This is a genomic window from Aequorivita sp. IT1282 (assembly GCF_058068205.1).
Genome location: NZ_JBYRHR010000004.1, coordinates 196,339 through 215,890, shown reverse-complemented (window position 1 = coordinate 215,890; position 19,552 = coordinate 196,339). Strand labels below are relative to the sequence as shown.

At 37.6% G+C, this 19,552-nt stretch carries 14 protein-coding genes and 1 riboswitch; of the genes, 1 reads left to right on the top strand and 13 read right to left on the bottom strand.

The window, feature by feature from the left end; all coding sequences use genetic code 11:
• Positions 1-10: 10 nt before the first annotated feature.
• The 7 genes from metH to AC3RVG_RS10280 all read right to left on the bottom strand — a co-directional run bounded on the left by metH (position 11) and on the right by AC3RVG_RS10280 (position 8,801).
• A complete protein-coding gene (gene metH / locus AC3RVG_RS10310; protein ID WP_489691383.1) occupies positions 11-2,719 on the bottom strand; it encodes a methionine synthase in 2,709 nt (902 codons plus the stop codon).
• Positions 2,720-2,778: 59 nt separating this feature from the next.
• Entirely contained in the window at positions 2,779-3,720 is a 942-nt protein-coding gene (locus AC3RVG_RS10305; RefSeq protein WP_489691382.1) for a pyridoxal-phosphate dependent enzyme, read from the bottom strand.
• Entirely contained in the window at positions 3,717-4,730 is a 1,014-nt protein-coding gene (locus AC3RVG_RS10300) for a homocysteine S-methyltransferase family protein (RefSeq protein ID WP_489691381.1), read from the bottom strand. Before AC3RVG_RS10300 ends, AC3RVG_RS10305 begins: the two co-directional genes overlap by 4 nt.
• Positions 4,731-4,810: 80 nt before the next feature.
• Positions 4,811-5,245 (bottom strand): OsmC family protein, encoded by a 435-nt coding sequence (locus tag AC3RVG_RS10295; RefSeq protein WP_489691380.1) that lies wholly within the window; start codon positions 5,243-5,245, stop codon positions 4,811-4,813.
• Positions 5,246-5,359: 114 nt separating this feature from the next.
• Positions 5,360-6,502, bottom strand: a complete 1,143-nt coding sequence (locus AC3RVG_RS10290) for a homoserine dehydrogenase family protein (protein ID WP_489691379.1) — start codon at positions 6,500-6,502, stop codon at positions 5,360-5,362.
• A gap of 3 nt (positions 6,503-6,505) precedes the next feature.
• On the bottom strand, positions 6,506-7,486 hold the full coding sequence (locus tag AC3RVG_RS10285) for an alpha/beta fold hydrolase (protein WP_489691378.1): 981 nt from the start codon (positions 7,484-7,486) through the stop codon (positions 6,506-6,508).
• Positions 7,487-7,505: 19 nt separating this feature from the next.
• Positions 7,506-8,801, bottom strand: a complete 1,296-nt coding sequence (locus AC3RVG_RS10280; RefSeq protein WP_489691377.1) for an O-acetylhomoserine aminocarboxypropyltransferase/cysteine synthase family protein — start codon at positions 8,799-8,801, stop codon at positions 7,506-7,508.
• A 126-nt stretch (positions 8,802-8,927) separates the two neighbouring features.
• A riboswitch (SAM riboswitch) is annotated at positions 8,928-9,047 on the bottom strand.
• Between the two features lie 360 nt (positions 9,048-9,407).
• On the opposite strand from AC3RVG_RS10280, the gene metK reads away from it, so the two are divergent.
• Positions 9,408-10,664, top strand: coding sequence for a methionine adenosyltransferase (metK, locus tag AC3RVG_RS10275; protein ID WP_489691376.1), 1,257 nt, complete (start codon positions 9,408-9,410; stop codon positions 10,662-10,664).
• A gap of 128 nt (positions 10,665-10,792) precedes the next feature.
• Here the strand turns inward: metK and AC3RVG_RS10270 are convergent, their stop codons facing one another.
• The 6 genes from AC3RVG_RS10270 to AC3RVG_RS10245 form a co-directional block, all read right to left on the bottom strand.
• Positions 10,793-12,337, bottom strand: a complete 1,545-nt coding sequence (locus tag AC3RVG_RS10270) for a M20/M25/M40 family metallo-hydrolase (RefSeq protein WP_489691375.1) — start codon at positions 12,335-12,337, stop codon at positions 10,793-10,795.
• 210 nt (positions 12,338-12,547) lie between these two features.
• Positions 12,548-13,195: a response regulator gene (locus tag AC3RVG_RS10265; protein ID WP_489691374.1), complete on the bottom strand. Its 648-nt coding sequence runs from the start codon at positions 13,193-13,195 to the stop codon at positions 12,548-12,550.
• A 104-nt stretch (positions 13,196-13,299) separates the two neighbouring features.
• Positions 13,300-15,090, bottom strand: coding sequence for a tetratricopeptide repeat-containing sensor histidine kinase (locus AC3RVG_RS10260; protein WP_489691373.1), 1,791 nt, complete (start codon positions 15,088-15,090; stop codon positions 13,300-13,302).
• 3 nt (positions 15,091-15,093) lie between these two features.
• Positions 15,094-15,336, bottom strand: a complete 243-nt coding sequence (locus AC3RVG_RS10255; protein WP_489691372.1) for a YlbG family protein — start codon at positions 15,334-15,336, stop codon at positions 15,094-15,096.
• A 118-nt stretch (positions 15,337-15,454) separates the two neighbouring features.
• Positions 15,455-17,434, bottom strand: coding sequence for a tetratricopeptide repeat-containing sensor histidine kinase (locus AC3RVG_RS10250; protein WP_489691371.1), 1,980 nt, complete (start codon positions 17,432-17,434; stop codon positions 15,455-15,457).
• A 181-nt stretch (positions 17,435-17,615) separates the two neighbouring features.
• A complete protein-coding gene (locus AC3RVG_RS10245; RefSeq protein WP_489691370.1) occupies positions 17,616-19,484 on the bottom strand; it encodes an outer membrane protein assembly factor BamB family protein in 1,869 nt (622 codons plus the stop codon).
• Positions 19,485-19,552 lie beyond the last annotated feature (68 nt).

Here is a 19,552-nt window from a genome sequence, read left to right as displayed (position 1 = left end):
CTTTTTATTATTAATCTGCCAAATTCGTTTTCAACCAATTTGTGGCTTCGTCCAAATTCATATTTTTCCGCTTTGCGAAATCTGCAACTTGGTCTTCCTTTATTTTACCGAGACCAAAATACCGAGCTTCTGGGTTTGCGAAATAATAACCCGAAACCGAAGCTGCCGGCCACATGGCTAAACTTTCGGTCAATTCAACGTCAATGTTTTCTTTCACTTTTAAAAGCTCCCAAATTGTCAATTTTTCCAAATGATCTGGGCAGGCAGGATAACCTGGCGCCGGACGAATCCCTTTATATTTTTCTGAAATTAAATCTTCATTGGAAAGGTTTTCTTCGGAAGCATAGCCCCAATAATTGGTGCGTACTTCTTTGTGAAGATATTCAGCAAAAGCCTCAGCTAAGCGGTCTGCCAAAGCTTTTACCATTATGGCATTATAATCGTCGTGTTCTGCAACATATTTGTCTGCCAATTCCGTAGTTCCAAAACCGGTACTCACACAAAAACAACCCACATAATCCTGAATTCCTGTTTCTTTCGGCGCAATAAAATCTGCTAAAGCAATGTTGGGTTTTCCAGCAGCTTTTTGAGATTGTTGGCGGAGGGTTCGGAAAACACTTCGGCTACGCTCAGTGTCCGCAGCACGGTCGTTGAGCGGAGCCGAAACGACAATATCGTCATCGTTTATTGTATTCGCCTCAAAGACGCCAAAAACTGCTCTTGCTTCCAATAGTTTTTCTGAAATTAATTTTTGAAGCATCTTCTCTGCATCCTCAAATAATTCTAAAGCTTGCTCGCCCACAACCTCATCGGTCAATATATTTGGGTATCTACCGTGCAACTCCCAACTTCTGAAGAATGGAGTCCAATCTAAATAATCAACCAATAAGTTTAAATCGAAATTCTTTATAACCTGCACACCCAATTGCTCCGGTTTTGTTATTTCTGAAGTTTTCCAATCAATTTGAAACTTGTTTTTCCTGGCTTCGGAAATTGGCAAATAGTTTTTTACTTTTTGTCGCTTCAGAAAATCTTGTCGGAAAGTGTCGTATTCCTTTTTTAAATTCTCTTTATAAGGAGCCGAAGTTTCCTTTTTCAACAAATCGCCAACCACTGTAACCGCTCGTGAAGCATCGTTTATATGCACCACGGCACATTCATATTCGGGATCAATTTTTACAGCAGTGTGCGCCCTACTCGTGGTTGCACCTCCAATTAATAACGGAACTTTAAAGTTTTGTCGCTGCATCTCTTTCGCCAAAAAAACCATTTCGTCCAACGAAGGTGTTATCAATCCACTCAATCCAATCGCATCTACATTTTGTTCTTTTGCAGTTGCAATTATTTTTTCCGGCGGAACCATTACGCCCAAGTCGATAATTTCATAATTGTTGCACGCTAACACAACACCGACAATGTTTTTCCCAATGTCGTGAACATCACCCTTTACAGTTGCCATCAAGATTTTGCCAGCGTTTTTAGAATCACCAGCTTGCGGATTTCTTAACTTTTCTTCCTCAATGTATGGCAAAAGATAAGCCACAGCTTTTTTCATCACTCGTGCACTCTTCACCACTTGCGGTAAAAACATTTTTCCACTTCCAAAAAGGTCGCCAACCACGTTCATACCAATCATTAGATTTCCTTCAATAACTTCAATTGGTTTGTCGGCAACTTGTCTTGCTTCTTCAATATCCTCTAAAATAAATTCGTCTATTCCTTTCACCAATGCACGTGTAATACGGTTTTGCAAAGGTTCCTCTCGCCACGAAAGGTCGATTTTACTTTCTCGTGATTTACCAATAACGTTTTCGGCAAAATCTAGCAATCGCTCCGTGGCATCTTCGCGACGGTCGAACATTACATCTTCCACGTGCTCTAAAAGGTCCTTTGGAATATCATCGTATATTTCCAGCATTGCAGGATTTACGATTCCCATATTCATACCCGCTTGAATAGCGTGATACAAAAACACTGAATGCATTGCTTCACGAACAGGGTCATTTCCACGGAAACTGAAGGAAACATTACTCACCCCACCACTCACACTTACGTGCGGCAGATTTTCACGCACCCAGCGCGTTGCCTCAATAAAATCAATGGCGTTTCGGCGGTGCTCGTCCATTCCCGTTGCAACGGGGAAAATATTTAAATCGAAAATAATATCCTCTGGGGCGAATTTTACTTGATTCACCAATATATCGTAAGATCGGCTGGCAATTTCTATTCTTCGATCGTAATTATCAGCTTGGCCCGTTTCATCAAAAGCCATCACGATTACAGCCGCACCGTAACGTTTTATTAATTTTGCGTGGTGGATAAATTCTGCTTCGCCTTCTTTCAAACTAATGGAATTCACAACACATTTCCCTTGCACAACTTGTAAACCCGCTTCAATTATTTCCCACTTACTGCTATCAATCATAATAGGAACGCGTGAAATATCTGGTTCGGCGATTACTAAATTCAGGAATTTCACCATCGCCTCTTTTCCGTCAATCAAACCATCATCCATATTTATGTCGATAATTTGCGCGCCGTTTTCAACTTGTTCGCGAGCAACGGAAAGTGCTTCTTCAAAGTTTCGATTTTTTATAAGTCGAAGAAATTTCTTAGAACCTGCCACATTAGTGCGTTCTCCCACATTTATGAAATTGCTTTCAGGGGTTATGATTAGTGGCTCTAAACCTGATAATTTTAAATATCTTTTATCTTTCATTTCAACTTCATTTGCTTAGCGCCTTTGCGAGAAAAATTGCAGGCAAAGGCGCTAAGGTTTTAGAATGGTAGATTCTTTAAGTCAACATTTCCGCCGGAAATAATAATTCCAACTTTTTTATTTTGAAATCGTTCCCTTTCGCGAAGCAAAGCCGCAAATGCAACTGCACTGCTGGGCTCAACGATTATTTTCATCCGTTCCCAAATAAGTTTCATTGCTGAAATAATTTCAGTTTCTTCAACTCGTATTATTTCTGAAACCAATGCTGTTATAATTGGAAAATTAATATCTCCGAGGAAAGTTTTAAGTCCGTCAGCAATAGTATTTGTGGTTTCGTTGAATTCAATTTTTCCGCTTTTTAAACTTCGAAAAGCATCGTCAACCTCAAAAGGTTCGCCGCCGATTGTTTTGCAATCAGTTCCGAAATATTTCCCTGAAAGTGAAGTGCCAGCAATCAATCCACCACCGCCAACGGGTGCAAATACAAAATCTAAATCTGGATGTGTTTTTAGCAATCCTGCTGCGGAAGTTGCATTTCCGAGGATTACATTTTTATCGTTTGACGGATGAATAAAGGTAGCACCTGTTAACTTTTGAATTCGCTCCGCTTCATTTTCACGAGCAATTGCTGTGGATTCCGATTCCGTAATAATTCCGCCATAACCTTTTACAGCTTCCTTTTTTACTTGCGGCGCATTTTCGGGCATTACGATATATGCTTTTACACCAAGATTTTTGGCCGCCAACGAAAGGGCCTGCGCAAAATTTCCGGAGGAATGTGTTACAACTCCTGCTTTTTTCTGCGCTTCGGAAAGTTGCAAAATTGCATTGGTTGCTCCCCGCATTTTAAAAGCTCCCATCTTTTGAAAACTCTCGCATTTAAAGAAAACATCAGCTCCAACCAATTCATTCAAAAAAGAAGATTTCAATACTGGTGTATTGTGAACGTAAGGTTTTACGCGTTCGCACGCTGCTTCAACTTCAAATTTTGTGGGAATCATACAGTACTATTTTCAGATTGAAAAACTGGGCGCGGTTTGTATTGCGAAGCGATTTCAGCAATGGCTTGAATATGTTCCGGCGTAGTGCCGCAACAACCGCCAATAATATTTACCAACTGCTTGTCTAAATATTCTTTTACTTGTTCTGCCATTTGCTTCGGACTTTCATCGTATTCCCCGAACGCGTTTGGCAAGCCTGCATTTGGATAGGCGCTCACGGCAAGATTGGTGCGGTTTGCAATCACTTCCAAATGAGGCGTGAGTTGTTTGGCGCCCAAAGCACAATTAAAACCTACACTCAAAAGTGGAATGTGCGAAATTGAAATCAAAAATGCTTCTGCCGTTTGCCCCGAAAGTGTTCTTCCCGAAGCATCGGTTATTGTTCCGCTTATCATTACTGGAATATCGATATTTCGCTCTTCCTTTATTTCATCGATTGCGAAAAGAGCGGCTTTGGCGTTCAACGTATCGAAAATAGTTTCAACCAAAAGTAAATCTACACCGCCGTCTATTAATGCTTCGGCTTGTTGACGATATGCAACGCGTAATTGTTCGAATGAAATTGCACGAAAACCTGGATCGTTTACATCTGGGCTCATACTTGCAGTTTTATTTGTCGGGCCCATGGCTCCAGCTACAAAACGGGGTTTATTGGGTTCTTTGGCGGTGAATTCATCTGCTACTTTTTTCGCGATTTTGGCGGATTCGTAGTTCAATTCGTAAACCAAATCCTCCATATCGTAATCTGCCATTGCGATGGTGGTGCTGGAAAAAGTGTTGGTTTCCACAATATCTGCGCCGGCAGCGAAGTATTTTGAATGGATTTCTGCAATTGCTTGCGGTTGTGTTAGTGAGATTAAATCGTTGTTGCCTTTAACCGATTTATGAAAATCTTTAAAACGTTCACCACGAAAATCTTCTTCCGAAAACTTGTAACGCTGCAACATTGTGCCCATTGCGCCGTCAAGAATCAATATTCGGTTTTGAAGTTCTTTTTGTATTTTATTCATCGTTTATTTTTATTTTTGAGACCTACAAGGTTTTGGAAACCTTGCAGGAAGATGCAATGAGTTTTAATGGTTTATTCCTATTATATATCTAATACATCCAAAGACTTTCCGTTTAGCACGATACTATATGTAATTTTTACCGACGCCTCAAATGTTATTGAAACCGAACAATATTTTTCAAAACTCAACTGAGCAGCTCGGATAGCTTTCGTTTCGTCAATTTTTCCTTCCAAATGAAGAGACACGTGTATTGATTCGAACGGTTTTGCTTCGCGAACCTCTTTTCGTTGACCTTCCACTTCCATTTTATACGAAGTGATTTCCTGCCGTTGTTTTTTCAAAATTGAAACTACATCAATCGCACTACAACCGCCAACGCCCATTAATAGAAGCTCCATCGGACTCGAGCCTTTTGGCGTATCATCGGTTTTGTTATCAATAAAAACGGGAACGCCAGATGCGCCTTTCGCTTCAAATAAATAGTTGTCGTTAATTCTGTTTAGGGTAACTTTCATAATTAGATATTTTTTTTATTTATAATGACTTAGGACAGTAAAACATAGGACTATTCTTAGTGATTTTTCGTCTTAAGTCTTTCGTCCTACAGCGCAGCTGTCTTAAGTCTTTTTTTAATCTTTATCGCTTATTCGTAAAATATCCCCAAAAACACCACGGGCTGTTACAGCTGCTCCGGCTCCAGCGCCTTGAATAACGATTGGATTGTCGCCATAGCTTTCAGTATATATTTCGAAAAGTGAATCGCTTCCTTTTACGATACCTAAGCTACTTTCTTTAGGCACATTTTCTAATTTTACCTTCAAAATTGCACCGTCTGTTTTTGAGAGATCTCCACAAAGGTCGGCAACATAACGCAAAACGTGATCTGGTTTGGCTGTATTTTTCAGGTGTTGATACGGAGCATCTAATTGGCTTACTGCGTCCAAAAATTCATTTTTAGAAATTGCTCTTAACGATTCAGGAATTAAATTTTCAATGTTTACATCACTAAATTCATTGTGCAAATCCAGCTCTCTAGCTAAGATTAAAAGTTTTCTCCCCACATCGTTCCCAGACAAATCTTCGCGAGGATCTGGTTCTGCGAAGCCTTTTGCTACAGATTCCAAAACAATTTCTGAAAATGGTCTATCCTCACTAGAAAATGTATTAAAAACATAACTTAAAGAACCCGAGAAAATACCGCGAATTCGTGTAATATTCTCGCCCGAAAGATGCAAAAGTTTAATTGTGTCTATCAACGGTAAACCTGCTCCAACATTGGTTTCATATAAATACTGACGTTTTTTTAAAGTCAATTTATGACGAAGTTTTTGATAAAATTCTAAATCTAAAGTATTGGCGATTTTATTCGAAGAAACTAAATGAAAACCACCTTCAACAAAAGCCGAATAATTTTGAACAAAGCCCACATCTGCTGTGTTGTCAACCAAAATCAGGTTTTGAAGATTGTTAGTTTTTGCGAATGAAATTACATCGTCAACATTATAAGATTGCCCCGATTCTGCCTTTTCTTCCACCCAATTTCTATTCAATACTTTTTGCTCAAACAAAACAGTTTTTGAATTCGCGACAGCAAAAATATTTAATTCTAAATCGCGTCGCCGAGAGATTTCCTCCTTCGAAGAAATAATTTGATTAACCAACTGACTACCTACATTTCCGTGTCCAAAAATGGCAATATTTATCTTCTTCTTTTTTATATTGTTTAGGTCAATTCGGTTCAAAACCGGATTATCTAATACTTGCGTGCTCATAATTTAAAGTTTTTGTAATTTTTCTGAATTAAAAATGGGGTCCAGAATTCCCGCCAATTGTTCATATTCTATTAAAAATGCATCGTGCCCGTGAATGGAATTTATTTCGGCATAATGCACGTTGTTTTTTTTTGGTTTTAAAATCGAATAAGTTTCTTTTATCTCTTCATTTATATAAAATCCGTCGCTGTCAATTCCTATCAAATGAATAGCACCTTCAATTTTTGAAGCTACATTTAAAAATGCTTCTTGCGTTTCAAAATTAGCCGTCATCAATAAATGGTTCATCAATTTATAAGCTTGCAACTGAAAACGATTTTGCAAAGCTTCGCCGTGATGCAGCAACCAACTTTCCACCTTGAAAATATTTTTCGCTTCGTTTAAACTTCTATTAAATTTCTGCTTAAAAGATTGCGGCGTTCTGTAGAAAGTCATCGCGTGAACGCGTGCATCGTGAACCGGATTTTCAGAATTATTTAAAATTTGCTTTTGAACTCTACACTGCGCAATCACCCAATCTGTCGCTTTCCAATCGGTTGCAATCGGAATTAAATTCTGAAACAAATCGGGTTTTAAAACTGCCATTTGCCAAAGAATACTTCCACCCAATGAACCGCCGATTCCGGCAAAAATCGACGGTATTTGCAGGTTTGCTAATCCTATTAAAAGCAATTGGGCAACATCGTAAATGTTGAAATCTTCATAATTTTCTATAAAAAAATCATCGTATCCATTCCCGGGAATATTAAAAGCAAGAATGGTATATTTTTCAATATCTATGCACTTTTTAGAACCAATTAAAGCTTTCCACCAGCCGTTTTCACCGCAAACATTACTATTTCCAGTTAGCGCGTGCGTAACCAAAACAATAGGCGTTTTACCCAATTCCTGCCCAAAAACCTGATAACTTAAAGGCAAGTTTTTAAAGTGAAATCCACTTTGGGTTGTGTAATCTGCAATAGTTATACTTGAGATGTGAGACATTAGATTTGAGATTATTTAATTAAACCAATTGCGTTTTATAAACACTTTCAAATGCTTGTTCCAAATCTGCGGTTAAATCTTCAATATTTTCTAATCCAACGGAGAGTCTTATTAAATCTTGACTCACACCTGAAGCAGCTTGATCGGCTTCACTTAATTGTTGGTGCGTAGTACTTGCAGGATGTATTATAAGCGATTTAGTATCGCCGATATTTGCCAAAAGTGAAAATAATTTCACGTTATCAACAACTTTTTTAGCAGTTTCAAAAACGCCTTTTACGCCGAAAGTAACCAAGCCACTTTGTCCGTTAGGAAGGTATTTTTGTGCAAGACTGAAATATGGATTATCCTCTAAACCGGGATAATTTACCCACGCCACTTCTTCGCGATTCTGAAGCCATTGGGCAAATTTCAGCGCATTTTCACTGTGTTTTTTAAGTCGGATTTCTAAAGTTTCTAAACCTTGAATAATTTGAAAAGCACTAAACGGACTTAAAGCTGCACCGAAATCGCGAAGCCCCTCGAGGCGTACTTTTGCGATGAAAGCGGCTTCCTTTAAAACTTCGGAATAAATTAAGCCGTGATATCCTGCAGAAGGTTCCGTGAATTCTGGGAATTTCCCGTTGGTCCAATCAAAATTTCCAGCGTCAATAATTGCGCCGCCTAATGTTGTCCCGTTTCCGTTTATGTATTTGGTAAGCGAATGGATTACAATATTTGCGCCGTGCGCAATTGGATTCAATAAAGCTGGGGAAGCAACCGTATTATCTACAATAAGTGGAATTTTATTTGCCTTAGCTTCAGTAGCAATTGCTTCAATATCTAAAACATCCAACTTAGGATTTCCAAGCGATTCAATAAAAATTGCGCGGGTATTTTCTTTTATGGCTTTTCCGAAATTTTCGGGCTCCGAAGCATCAACAAACGTGGTTGTAATTCCCAAACGTGGCAAGGTAACATTCAGCAAATTGAAAGTGCCCCCGTACAAACTGCTGGATGCAACAATGTGGTCGCCAGCGTGAAGAAGTGTTAATAATGCAGTTGAAATAGCCGATGCGCCTGAGGCCGTAGTTACTGCGCCAATACCGCCTTCAACAGCTGCTAAACGTTTCTCCAAAATATCGCAAGTTGGATTGTTTAGGCGTGAATAAATAAATCCGGGTTCAGAAAGATTGAACAAGTTTGCAGCGTGATCGCTGTTTTTAAAAACGTAACTTGAAGTTTGGTAAATTGGCACCGCTCGGGTTCCTCCATTGGCGGTTACATCGTGTCCTGCGTGCAACAAGTTTGTTGCGAATTTGTTTTGTGTACTCATTTTTCTAGTTTTTTTGAGTTAATAAAAAGATTAAAACAAAAGTCAAAATGCGCCTTGCGACGTACTTTAATAGAAAAATGTTAAAAAGAATAATTGAAAAGCAATTTCAGATAAGAAATTGTCTTGTCGTTATCTATCGCCAATTCTGATAATTTCAGAATCGTTGTAGAATGTAGCACCTTCATTCCTGAGAAAGGGTTGCTAAGGCGTCATAGGGTCTAATCCCTCGGCCTTTCTTGATAACATTTCAGTAAAGATTTGAACTTTGTGAGCACAAATATAGCGTCATAAAAATTTAAGAACCAAATTATTTGCCAAAAATCTTCAAATAAAATTGTCGTTCATAATATTTTTTTACTTTTGCCCTTGAATATTTCAAGAGGAAAGATTTGACTGATTGCGACCTCATTAAAAAATGCTAAAGGCAGTGAAAATCTCCCTTCGGCGCACCCGTCAAATCCTTACTTGAAAATGACATAAGATTGTAAGACATAGGACTTAAGACTATTAAATTTTCAATCCTTGATTAGAAATAATTTTAGTCTTACGTCATACGTCCTTTTATCCTACGTCGTGTCAATTTTTAAATAATTTTATATACAATTTATGGCCTATTTATTTACTTCGGAAAGTGTTTCTGAAGGACACCCAGACAAAGTTGCGGATCAGATAAGTGATGCATTATTAGATAATTTTTTAGCCTTTGACCCTGAGTCGAAAGTTGCTTGTGAAACTTTGGTAACCACCGGACAAGTTGTTTTGGCGGGCGAAGTAAAGAGCAATACTTACCTCGACGTACAAACAATTGCACGCGACGTAATCAACAAAATTGGTTACACAAAAGGAGCTTATAAGTTTAGTGGAGATTCATGTGGTGTAATTTCTTTAATTCACGAACAATCGCAGGATATTAACCAAGGTGTAGATCGCGAAAACAAAGAAGAGCAAGGTGCAGGCGACCAAGGGATGATGTTCGGTTATGCTACGAATGAAACCGAAAACTACATGCCACTGGCTTTAGATATTTCGCATAAAATATTGATTGAATTGGCTGCTCTCCGTAGAGAAGATGACGAAATTAAATACTTGCGCCCAGATTCAAAAAGCCAGGTTACGATTGAATATAGCGATGACAATGTGCCACAGAAAATTGTAGCGATTGTAGTTTCTACCCAACACGATGAGTTTGATGAAGACGAGCCGATGTTGAAAAAAATTAAACAAGACATTGTTGAAATTTTGATGCCGAGAGTGAAAAAACAACTTCCCGAATATGTTCAAAAACTATTCAATGATGATATTGTTTACCATATAAATCCAACTGGAAAGTTTGTAATCGGCGGGCCACACGGAGATACCGGTTTAACAGGCAGAAAAATTATTGTTGATACTTACGGCGGAAAAGGTGCACACGGAGGTGGAGCTTTTAGCGGTAAAGATCCAAGTAAAGTAGATAGAAGTGCAGCTTATGCAGCAAGACATATTGCAAAAAACCTAGTTGCTGCAGGTGTTGCCGATGAAATTTTAGTTCAAGTAAGTTACGCAATTGGCGTTGTAGAACCAACTTCGATTTTGGTGAATACTTATAACTCTAAAAATGTAAAACTTTCTGATGGTGAAATCGCTATAAAAGTCTCTGAGATTTTTAATATGCGCCCAGCTGCAATTGAAAGAAGACTAAAACTTAGAAACCCAATTTATTCTGAAACCGCTGCTTACGGGCATATGGGGCGTGTTCCAGAAATGGTTTCTAAAGTATTCGAAAGCCCATACAACGGAAGAATAGAAAGAGAAGTTGAACTTTTCACTTGGGAGAAGTTAGATTTTGTTGATGTCGTAAAGGAAGCTTTTCAATTGAAATAGTTCTCGACTCCGCTCGAACGGACAATATTAAATAGCGTCTAAATTATAAATCCCAAATTCCAAAAGTTAAGCTTTGGAATTTGGGATTTGCTATTTGGTGCTTTTTAAGCTTTGATGTTTTTAAAAGTTTACATTCCACCTTTACGTTCCGGAACACGCGGCGTTGGCCAAGTTTGCTGCTCGCCCGATCTTTCATTTATCGGAAGAATAATCTGCTCCCGCGAAGTTTTTGAATCATCTTCTGAAGCCATATAAGCCATTATTGCAGTTAATATTACATTACTCTGCACATCGTCAAAAACAATCTTATCATACGTATCTAAGTTTGTGTGCCAAGTGTAATTCCAGTAATCCCAGCTCAATGAACTTAAGCTAAACGCAGGTGCGCCAGCAGCCACAAATGAAGCGTTGTCTGACCCACCAGAAGCAGGCCAACCCGGAAATGTAGTTTCAATATGCTTGCTAATAGAATCAGGAACTGCTCTCAACCAACGTGAAATATATTCGTAGGATTGTAAAAATCCTGCACCATTAATGCTTTTTACTCTTCCCGTTCCATTGTCTTGGTTAAAGACCGCCTGAATATTGTTTACAATCTCAGGATGATCTGCAACAAATGAAGAAGAACCGTTTAAACCTTGTTCCTCGCTTCCCCAGTGACCCACTAAAATGGTTCGTTTTGGGTTTGGATATACTTTTTTGAGAATACGCATGGCTTCCATCATTACTAAAGTACCAGTGCCATTATCTGTCGCTCCTGTGCCGCCATCCCAAGAATCGAAATGTGCAGAAAGAATTACATATTCATCAGGTTTTTCAGTTCCTTTAATTTCAGCAATTGTATTAAAAGTGGGAACTACGCCCAAATCTTTAGATTCCGCAACCACGTGTATTTTCGGTTTGTCGCCGTGTTCTACCATTCGGTAAAGCATTCCATAATCTTCCAATTGAATATCTACGGAAGGTATTTTTTTAGTTCGGGCACCAAAGATTTTATTCACTCCAAAACCTTTTGACCAATAGGAATCTACAATTCCAGCAGCTCCTGCTTCTTCCAAAGCAGTAATAATACTTCTTCTGTCATAACCGCTTCGTTTTATGTTTTGGTTCCAAGCAGTATTCATTTCATCTCTTTCCTTTTTCATCTTTTCGAAAGACTCTGGCGTTGCCCATTCTTTCCAGTTATCGTCTGGTCTTCCCGTGGATTGTTTCATAGCAATCATCACGAATTTTCCCTTTACGGTTGGCAGCCATTTTTTGAAAGAAAGAGAGTCTTTTATTTCTGGCAGTACAATCAATTCTGCAGTTACTCCTTTTGAGGAAGTACCGGGATTCCACGCCAATTGCGTTCCCGCCAAAGTCTGCACTCTGGGCGAAACCAGATCAATATGCGTTATGCCACGCTCCCATCCTTTCCACTCACCCCATTGTTGATTTTCAGCAGAGATACCCCAAGTTTTATATTTAGCAACGGCCCAATCGTGCGCCTTTTGCATTTGTGGCGTACCTACCAAACGCGGACCAATATCGTCCAGCAATTCGTGACCCAGAATTTCTAATTGTGAATTTTCGTAAGCTTCTTTTTGAATGTTTTCGATAACTGTATTCTTATCCTGCGAAAAGATTGAAAAGCTTACAAATAAAAGGAAGCTAAAAGTTAATAGTTTTTGCATAATGACCATTTTAGGTTTCAAAGATTTTTTTCAAAAATGAAATCTAAAACTACAATTAATTTATGAAACCTACCATTGGAATCTTTAACCGCAAAGGGCGCAAAGAAATTCGCAAAGGACGCTAAGTTTAGGATTAATTTTAAGACTTCACTGGTTTTCAAAAACTGAGCACTTTCGAAATTTTGAATTTGGAATTTGTTCTTTGGTGTTTTAAATAATATTGTGGTTTTTCGCCTTTTGAACTGCTTCTATTTTGCTATGCACTTGCAGTTTTTTGTAGATATTTTCAATGTGTTTTCGCACCGTGCTGGGTGATAAAAAAAGATGTTCGGCAATTACCGTGTAACTCAACCCTTTGCTTAACTGCTCCAAAACCTCAACCTCGCGCGTGGAAAGTGAAATTTCTTCTTTGTCTTTCAGATTCTGAATATCAATCGGATTTCGCAATAATTTCAAAGTTTTCATTGCGATGGAAGGATTCATTGCGGCACCACCATTTAAAGTTTCAATTATTCCATCATACAAATCTTTGGGATTGATTTCCTTTAGTAAATAACCATCGGCACCCGCTTTTATCGCGTTGAAAATATGCTCGTCATTATCAAAAGCGGTAAGCATAATTATTTTTATGTGTGGGTATTTTTGCTTTACTATCTGAGTGGTTTCAATGCCATTGAGGACGGGCATTTCAATATCCATTAAAATTAAATCGAGCTTGTGATTTTCTTGCAGTTTTGTAAGCAGTTCGCTACCATTTAAGGCTGTATGCTTTACGGTAACATCTTCAAAAAAGGAGAGCTTTTCCTTAATCGCATGGATGAGGAAAGAATTGTCGTCAACGATAGCAATTTTGTGCATCTTCAGATAGTTAGTAATTTAAAGATACTAAATTTAGTATTTATAAATTATAAAGAAAATAGGGCAATTGACGTATAAAACCGGATTTTGAAAAATATTGAAAATTACTGATAACTTGGTTTTATAGGAATGTTTAGAATAACTCGTGTGCCGTTTTTCTTTTTTGAAATAACTTCAATATTTCCACCAATTTCGCGAGCGCGTTTTTTCATATTACTCAATCCATTGCCTAAATCAGTGGTATCTGGATCGAAACCTTTACCATTATCTAGAATTTCAATTTTAAAATGATTTTCTTCTTTTGAAATATCCACCTCAATTTCTTCTGCGGAAGCATATTTTAACGCATTGTTTACAGCTTCTTGAATAATTCGGTAAATGTTCATGCCTTCAACCGATGAAAATAGGTGAGTTTCGTCAACATTTTTATCAATATCAAAAGAAAATTCTGTTTGTTCCGAAGCATTTTGAGCGTGTTTAATAAAGTTGGCTATGCGTATCTGGAGATCTTCAAACGTAATCTTTTCTTTATTCATCGCCCAAATAGTATCGCGCAATTCATAAATCGTTTGCGAGGCAAAACTGTTGATATTAGTGAGTTTCCTGTTCAATTTTTCACTAATATCCGTAAAGCCGAACTTCACATTATCGATGCTGGAAATTATAAAAGTAAGTTGAGATCCAATATTATCATGCAGATCGCGAGAAATTCGCAAACGCTGTTCTTGCAGTTTGTTTTGAATTTCAATTTGCGATAGCGCAGCTTTCAACTCGCCTTCCTTTTGAAGTTGACGATTTTTCAATTTCTGCTGATTATACAGCAAATACCCGAGTAATCCCAGAATTAATGCCAAACCCAAACTGCCAAAAATAAATGTGTTTTTGCGGCGAACTTGTAAATCCTTTTCCGCCAATTGTGCACGCTGTTGAAGGATTTGGTTTTCCTTTTTTTCGGTTTCAAATTCAATGTTTAATGCAGAAATACGCTCCTTAACTTTTAGACTATGTACGCTATCTTTTACCGTAGTATATTGTTCAAAATAATACAAAGCCGAATCTACAATATTCAACTTTTTATAAATATCTGAAAGCATTTTGTAATTGTAAATCGTCAGATTTTGATATTGCTTTTTTAGTGAAATAGGCAACGATTTGTGCATTAACGGAATCGCGTCATTCCATTTTTGTTCAGCCATAAAAACTTCGCCCAATTGGGTATAGTTTTCTGCAATTCCCAAGGAATCTGCCCATACTAATCTTTGTTGAAGCGATTTATTAAAATATTCTCTCGATTTCGAGAAATTTTCCTGAAGCCCATAAACGCCAGCCAAATTGCTCCAACTATATGGAATTCCGATGGTATCATTCAAAATTAATTTTATTTCCAGCCCTCGATTATAATAATAAATCGCGCTGTCTAATTCATTGTTTATTTCTTTTAAAACGCCGTAGTTATTGTAAATATCTTTAAGTTCGTTCTCAAAATTATTAGCCTCGGCAAGTGCTTTTCCTTTTTGCATGTATTGAATCGCCTTAGGAAAGTCGTTATATTTTAAACTATAGCCCATTTCGCCGTAATAGTCAGCGAGCCTATCTAATTGATTCATGTCTTCATAAATCGTTACGGCCTTAATAGTGCTTTCTGTGCTTTTTTCATATTTGCCTTGATAGCCATAAACTAAAGAAAGTTGGAAATACGCATCGGCCACACCCAGTTTATATGAAATTTTTTCGGCGTCTTTTATATTTTTCTGAAATAATGCAATGATGGAGTCTTGGGGAATATTCAACCCCTGCACATAGAGTTTGTTAATGGAATCTATCTTGGTTTTATTTTGTGAATAGATAGTTGTAACGCTAAATAAAACCAGATAAAAAAGAATAGCTTTTACCATAATTTAAAGTTTTATTTCTGGTTGTACAACTAGGGCTTCGTCCAGATTATACTTTACAAAATTATACCTATTGAGATGAAGTGTTCTAAAATTAAGCTGAGAACGATGCTTGTAAATAGCACTTTCCAACATTTCCATGTTATGGTTATGTGCGTGCCCTATCGACTTTTTCGTGTTGAAAAACCAAACTATTATCCCAATTAAAGATAGCGCTAAAACCAATAAAATGGTGATTTGCAGATACATAATTTCTCTTTTGGTTTTGTAGCCTAAATATACTGATTTACAAACCGTAAGCACATAGGGCAGTTGCCCTATTTATTGCGCTCCAACCGACCCCAAATAATCGATTAATTTTGAATTTTTAAAACAAAAGAGCAACCGCAGTTCCTTTACCTTTTTCTGAAATTATCTCCACTTTTGCATTCAAGTCTTTAGCGCGTTTTTGCATGTTTGCAATACCGTTTCCGAATATGGTTTTTTCAATATCGAAACCTTTTCCGTTATCAACTATTTCTAGTTTATAGGAAGTTTCTTCCCCAGGTTCATCACCAAAAGGAAGTGAAACTTTTACGAGAGAAACCATAATTTCCGTTGCTTCTGAATATTTTAATGCATTGTTTACAGACTCCTGCATTACCCTGTAAATATTCATCCCTTGTACAGAGTTAAAAACAGTTTCCTTCAAAAGTGCTTTGTCCACATTAAACTGAAAATCAACATCGCTTGCAACGACGGCTTTTTCTATAAAGTTAGAAATTCGAGCCTGCAAATCGTCAACTAAAATATCTGTTTTGTTCATTGCCCAAATCGTGTCGCGAAGCTCATAAATAGTTTGAGAAGTAAATCCGCTAATTTTTCCGAGTTTTTCGGTTATTGTATTTGCAACACCTTCCATCCCGAATTTTAAATTGTCTACGGAAGAAATTATAAAAGTAAGTTGCGAACCAATATTGTCGTGCAAATCGCGCGAAATGCGCAGTCGTTGTTCTTGCAGTTGATTTTGGGTTTCAATTTTTGCCAAAGCAGTTTTAAGCTCAGCCTCTTTCTCAAGTTGACTGTTTTTAAGTTTCTGCTGCCGAAAAATAAGAAATCCAAGAATTCCGGTAAAAAGCACTAATGCAACCATTCCGAAAATAAAACTGTTTTTTTGCTCGCCTTGTAATTCGCTTTCGGCAAGGTTTGCTCGGGTTTCGGCTAAGTCTCTTTCCTTCTCAGAAATTTTATATTTTGTTTCTAAAGAAGCGGTTTTGTGAGCGTTTTCGGTTGAAAAAATACTGTCTTTTGCAGCCAAGGTTTTTTCAAAATAAAGTTTTCCTTCTTTATAATTATTCTCCATAAAATACGCTTGGGAAGCGGCGCCATAAAAATCTACCGTAGAGACCAACAGATCTGGGAATTCATCCAAAAAATTATTGCCTTTGTCAATATAATCTTTTGCGTTTTTTAACTGCCCCGTGCCCAAATAAGCCGAAATAATATTTGCAATTGCAGAGAGATTTGCCCTCCGTTCAATATTTAATTGGTCCCTTTCTTTAATAGATTTTTCTAAAATTGGGATAGCTTTTTGGTAAGCTCCAGTTGTAATATACACATCTGCCAATCCGTCTGAAGCATTATAAAGAACGCCGTATTCATTAGCCGCTTTTGCGGTTTCAATTGCTTCTTTGAATGTTTTTTCGGCTTCGCTATAATTTTTTTTCAATAAAAGAGATATCCCAATATTGTTAAGCGAAATAGCTATTTCCTTCTTATCCTTGAGTTTCCGGCGTATTTCCAGTGCTTGGTAATGATATTCCAATGCTTTATCCGGCAGGCCCATATCCTGATAAATAAGCCCGATATTGTTATAATATGTATCTGCTTTTGAACCCGAAAGTTCGCTTTTATTCATTTCCAGAGCTTGGAAAAAATAGTCTAAGGCTTGTTGGTAATTGCCTTTGTTCCAATGAAACATTCCCAAATTATTAATTACCATTATGGTAATGGTTTTATAATTATGGGTTTTACTAATATTTAATGCCTTCTCGAAGTAATATTTTGCAGAATCTGACTGTCCAGAAACGTCGTAGTAAATTCCATAGGTATTGATAAGTTCCGCTTCGGAAAAAGGAATTTTCTTGTTTTGGGATTGTGTTATTCCTTTTAAAAGTAAACTTTTAGCACGTTCCGGTTCGTTGAAAATGTAATAGAAACTTATTCTATTGAAAAGCCGAAGTTTAATAGAATCGTTAGAAGATTCGGCAACCTGCATTAAACTATCTATCTTTTTTTGGGCAGATTGGGAATAAAGGCTTGAACCTCCCAAAACCAAAAATAGTATTATATACAAATTACGGCTCATAAACGGCTTTTGGTGAGTTACCTAAAATACAGAAAAAAATCTAACAAAGTAGTTTTCAAAACATTTGAACTCGTTAAATACAATTAAAATTTAAACCCCATAAATACTTATGGGGTTTTTAACCTCAAATGCTCCTCACTTCACTTGCGGCTTTGAAAAATAATCTGGTTAGTAAATCACTTTATTTTTTAAGGTCGTATGCATAAATGGAATTATTATCTGCTTTGTAATAAAGCAATCCACCTATTTCATCTACTATATATTCTGGTTGTTTGTCTTTTAAAACAATTTCCTTTTCCTTTTTTCCGGAGTCTTTGTTAATTTTCACCAAGCCTACTCCGTCGTCAAGTTTTGTAAGTATAAATTGATCATTTTTAGTAGCCGCTGTGGCTTTAAAACGTTTCAACATTTCGGAGACGGAGGCACCACTAGCTGCGGCCATTCCTCCCGCTAAATCTGCGTCGCGTTCCGACTGACTATCATAACCTGCTAATTTATTCTGCACAGAAGAATTAGCTGCCGCCACTGCCGTTGTTGCCGCAGCAACTGCCGCAACGCCTGCAAGTATTGCCCCCATAGCGCTTTTCCCTGGAGCGCGATAATATTCCTGCCACTGCTTGCCACCGTTCCAATCCATTAAATGCATATTTTGATCGCTAGTAAGAAGTATGCCTCCATCACGAATTTCTACGTGTGTTGGGTCTTCCTTTCCATCAAATTTTGATTCGGCTAAAGTGCTTACTTCCCCCGAAGTAGCATCTACCGCATACAAGGTTTCGTCAACACTTATAAGAAAGCGGTTATTCTTTTTGTCTAAAGTAGAGCTTACGGCATCTGCTCTTTTATATTTCAATGGTTTCTTCCAAACTTGATCGCCTGTTTTTAGGTCTACAATATTTGCATCTTCTGAAGTTATATAAATCAGTCCCTGTGGCGTGTGTGCCATCGTTAAAATGTTTTCTCCCGTCTTTAAAGGTTTTTTGAAAAGCGTTTGCCCATCGAAAGAAATTTTATTGATTCCGCCTTCATAAATTCCGAAGAGAATACCATCTTCCATTACATAAAAATGCTGCACATAGCCTTTAGTTTTTGGCGCTTTATCCCAAAGATCTTCACCGTTTGTGGCGCTTAAAAATGCAATGTTCGATTCGTTTTTTGCTGCAAAAACGCTATCGCTACCGCCGTCATTTTGATTACTCACTACAGCAATTCCATTGGGTAGAATTTCAAAATTTGCCACTTGCCCTTTTACTTTATGATCGTCTTTCCAAAGCTCCGCACCATTAATTCCCAGTTTGTGAATGCGGGTATTTTTTCCTTGGTTTACTAATTCAAAGGCATAAATTTCAGTTTCTGAAATATCTGCAACAAGTGAATTCATATTTTTCATATCATTTTGCCAAATAAGTTCTCCAGTTTGAGCTTTCATATTAAAAACCCCTTGCGAAGTTGGCACTACCAGACTATTCTTTAACAAAAGCGGAGTTCCGGTTACCACATACGTTTTCGCAATACCTACTCGTCCGGGTTCGCCAATATCGAACCTATAATCTTCTTTTCCGGTGTTAAGGTCATAAACAGCCACTTGTTGCGCATATTTCTCTTTTGAGGTTCTGTTTCCGCTTACTACTAGTTTATTTTGAGGCATCATAACGTGTAATGTTATAACATCTTTCCAACCATTAGTTTCAGTACTAAAAAGTGTTTTTCCCGAAATATAGTCAATAACGGTTTTTTTAGAGCTCAAATTAGCAAAGCCACCTTGGTAAATAACTACATAAGGTGCATTCGGAATATAGGTAAGCTCCTCTGGCTTAACCCTTCCGTACTCGGTAAAGTTGAACAATAGTTGGTTGCTACCTGGCTTTATCCCCACTAGGCCATCGTTGGTTGCAACCACCATTGTTCCTCCTTGTGTTAAGCTCATTTCATTAATTTTGGCTCCAGTATCGTAACGAAAATCTGGTTCCTCTGCTCTTTGTGCCAGCAATGGATTACTAGTAAAAAACACAAAGCAAAGCAATACGTAAAAAAGAATTGAAGTTTTCATAATCGTGGTTTTTTAAATGTTGATATTCAAAGATGCCTCGAAATAAAGGTGCAATCAATAGGGCAATT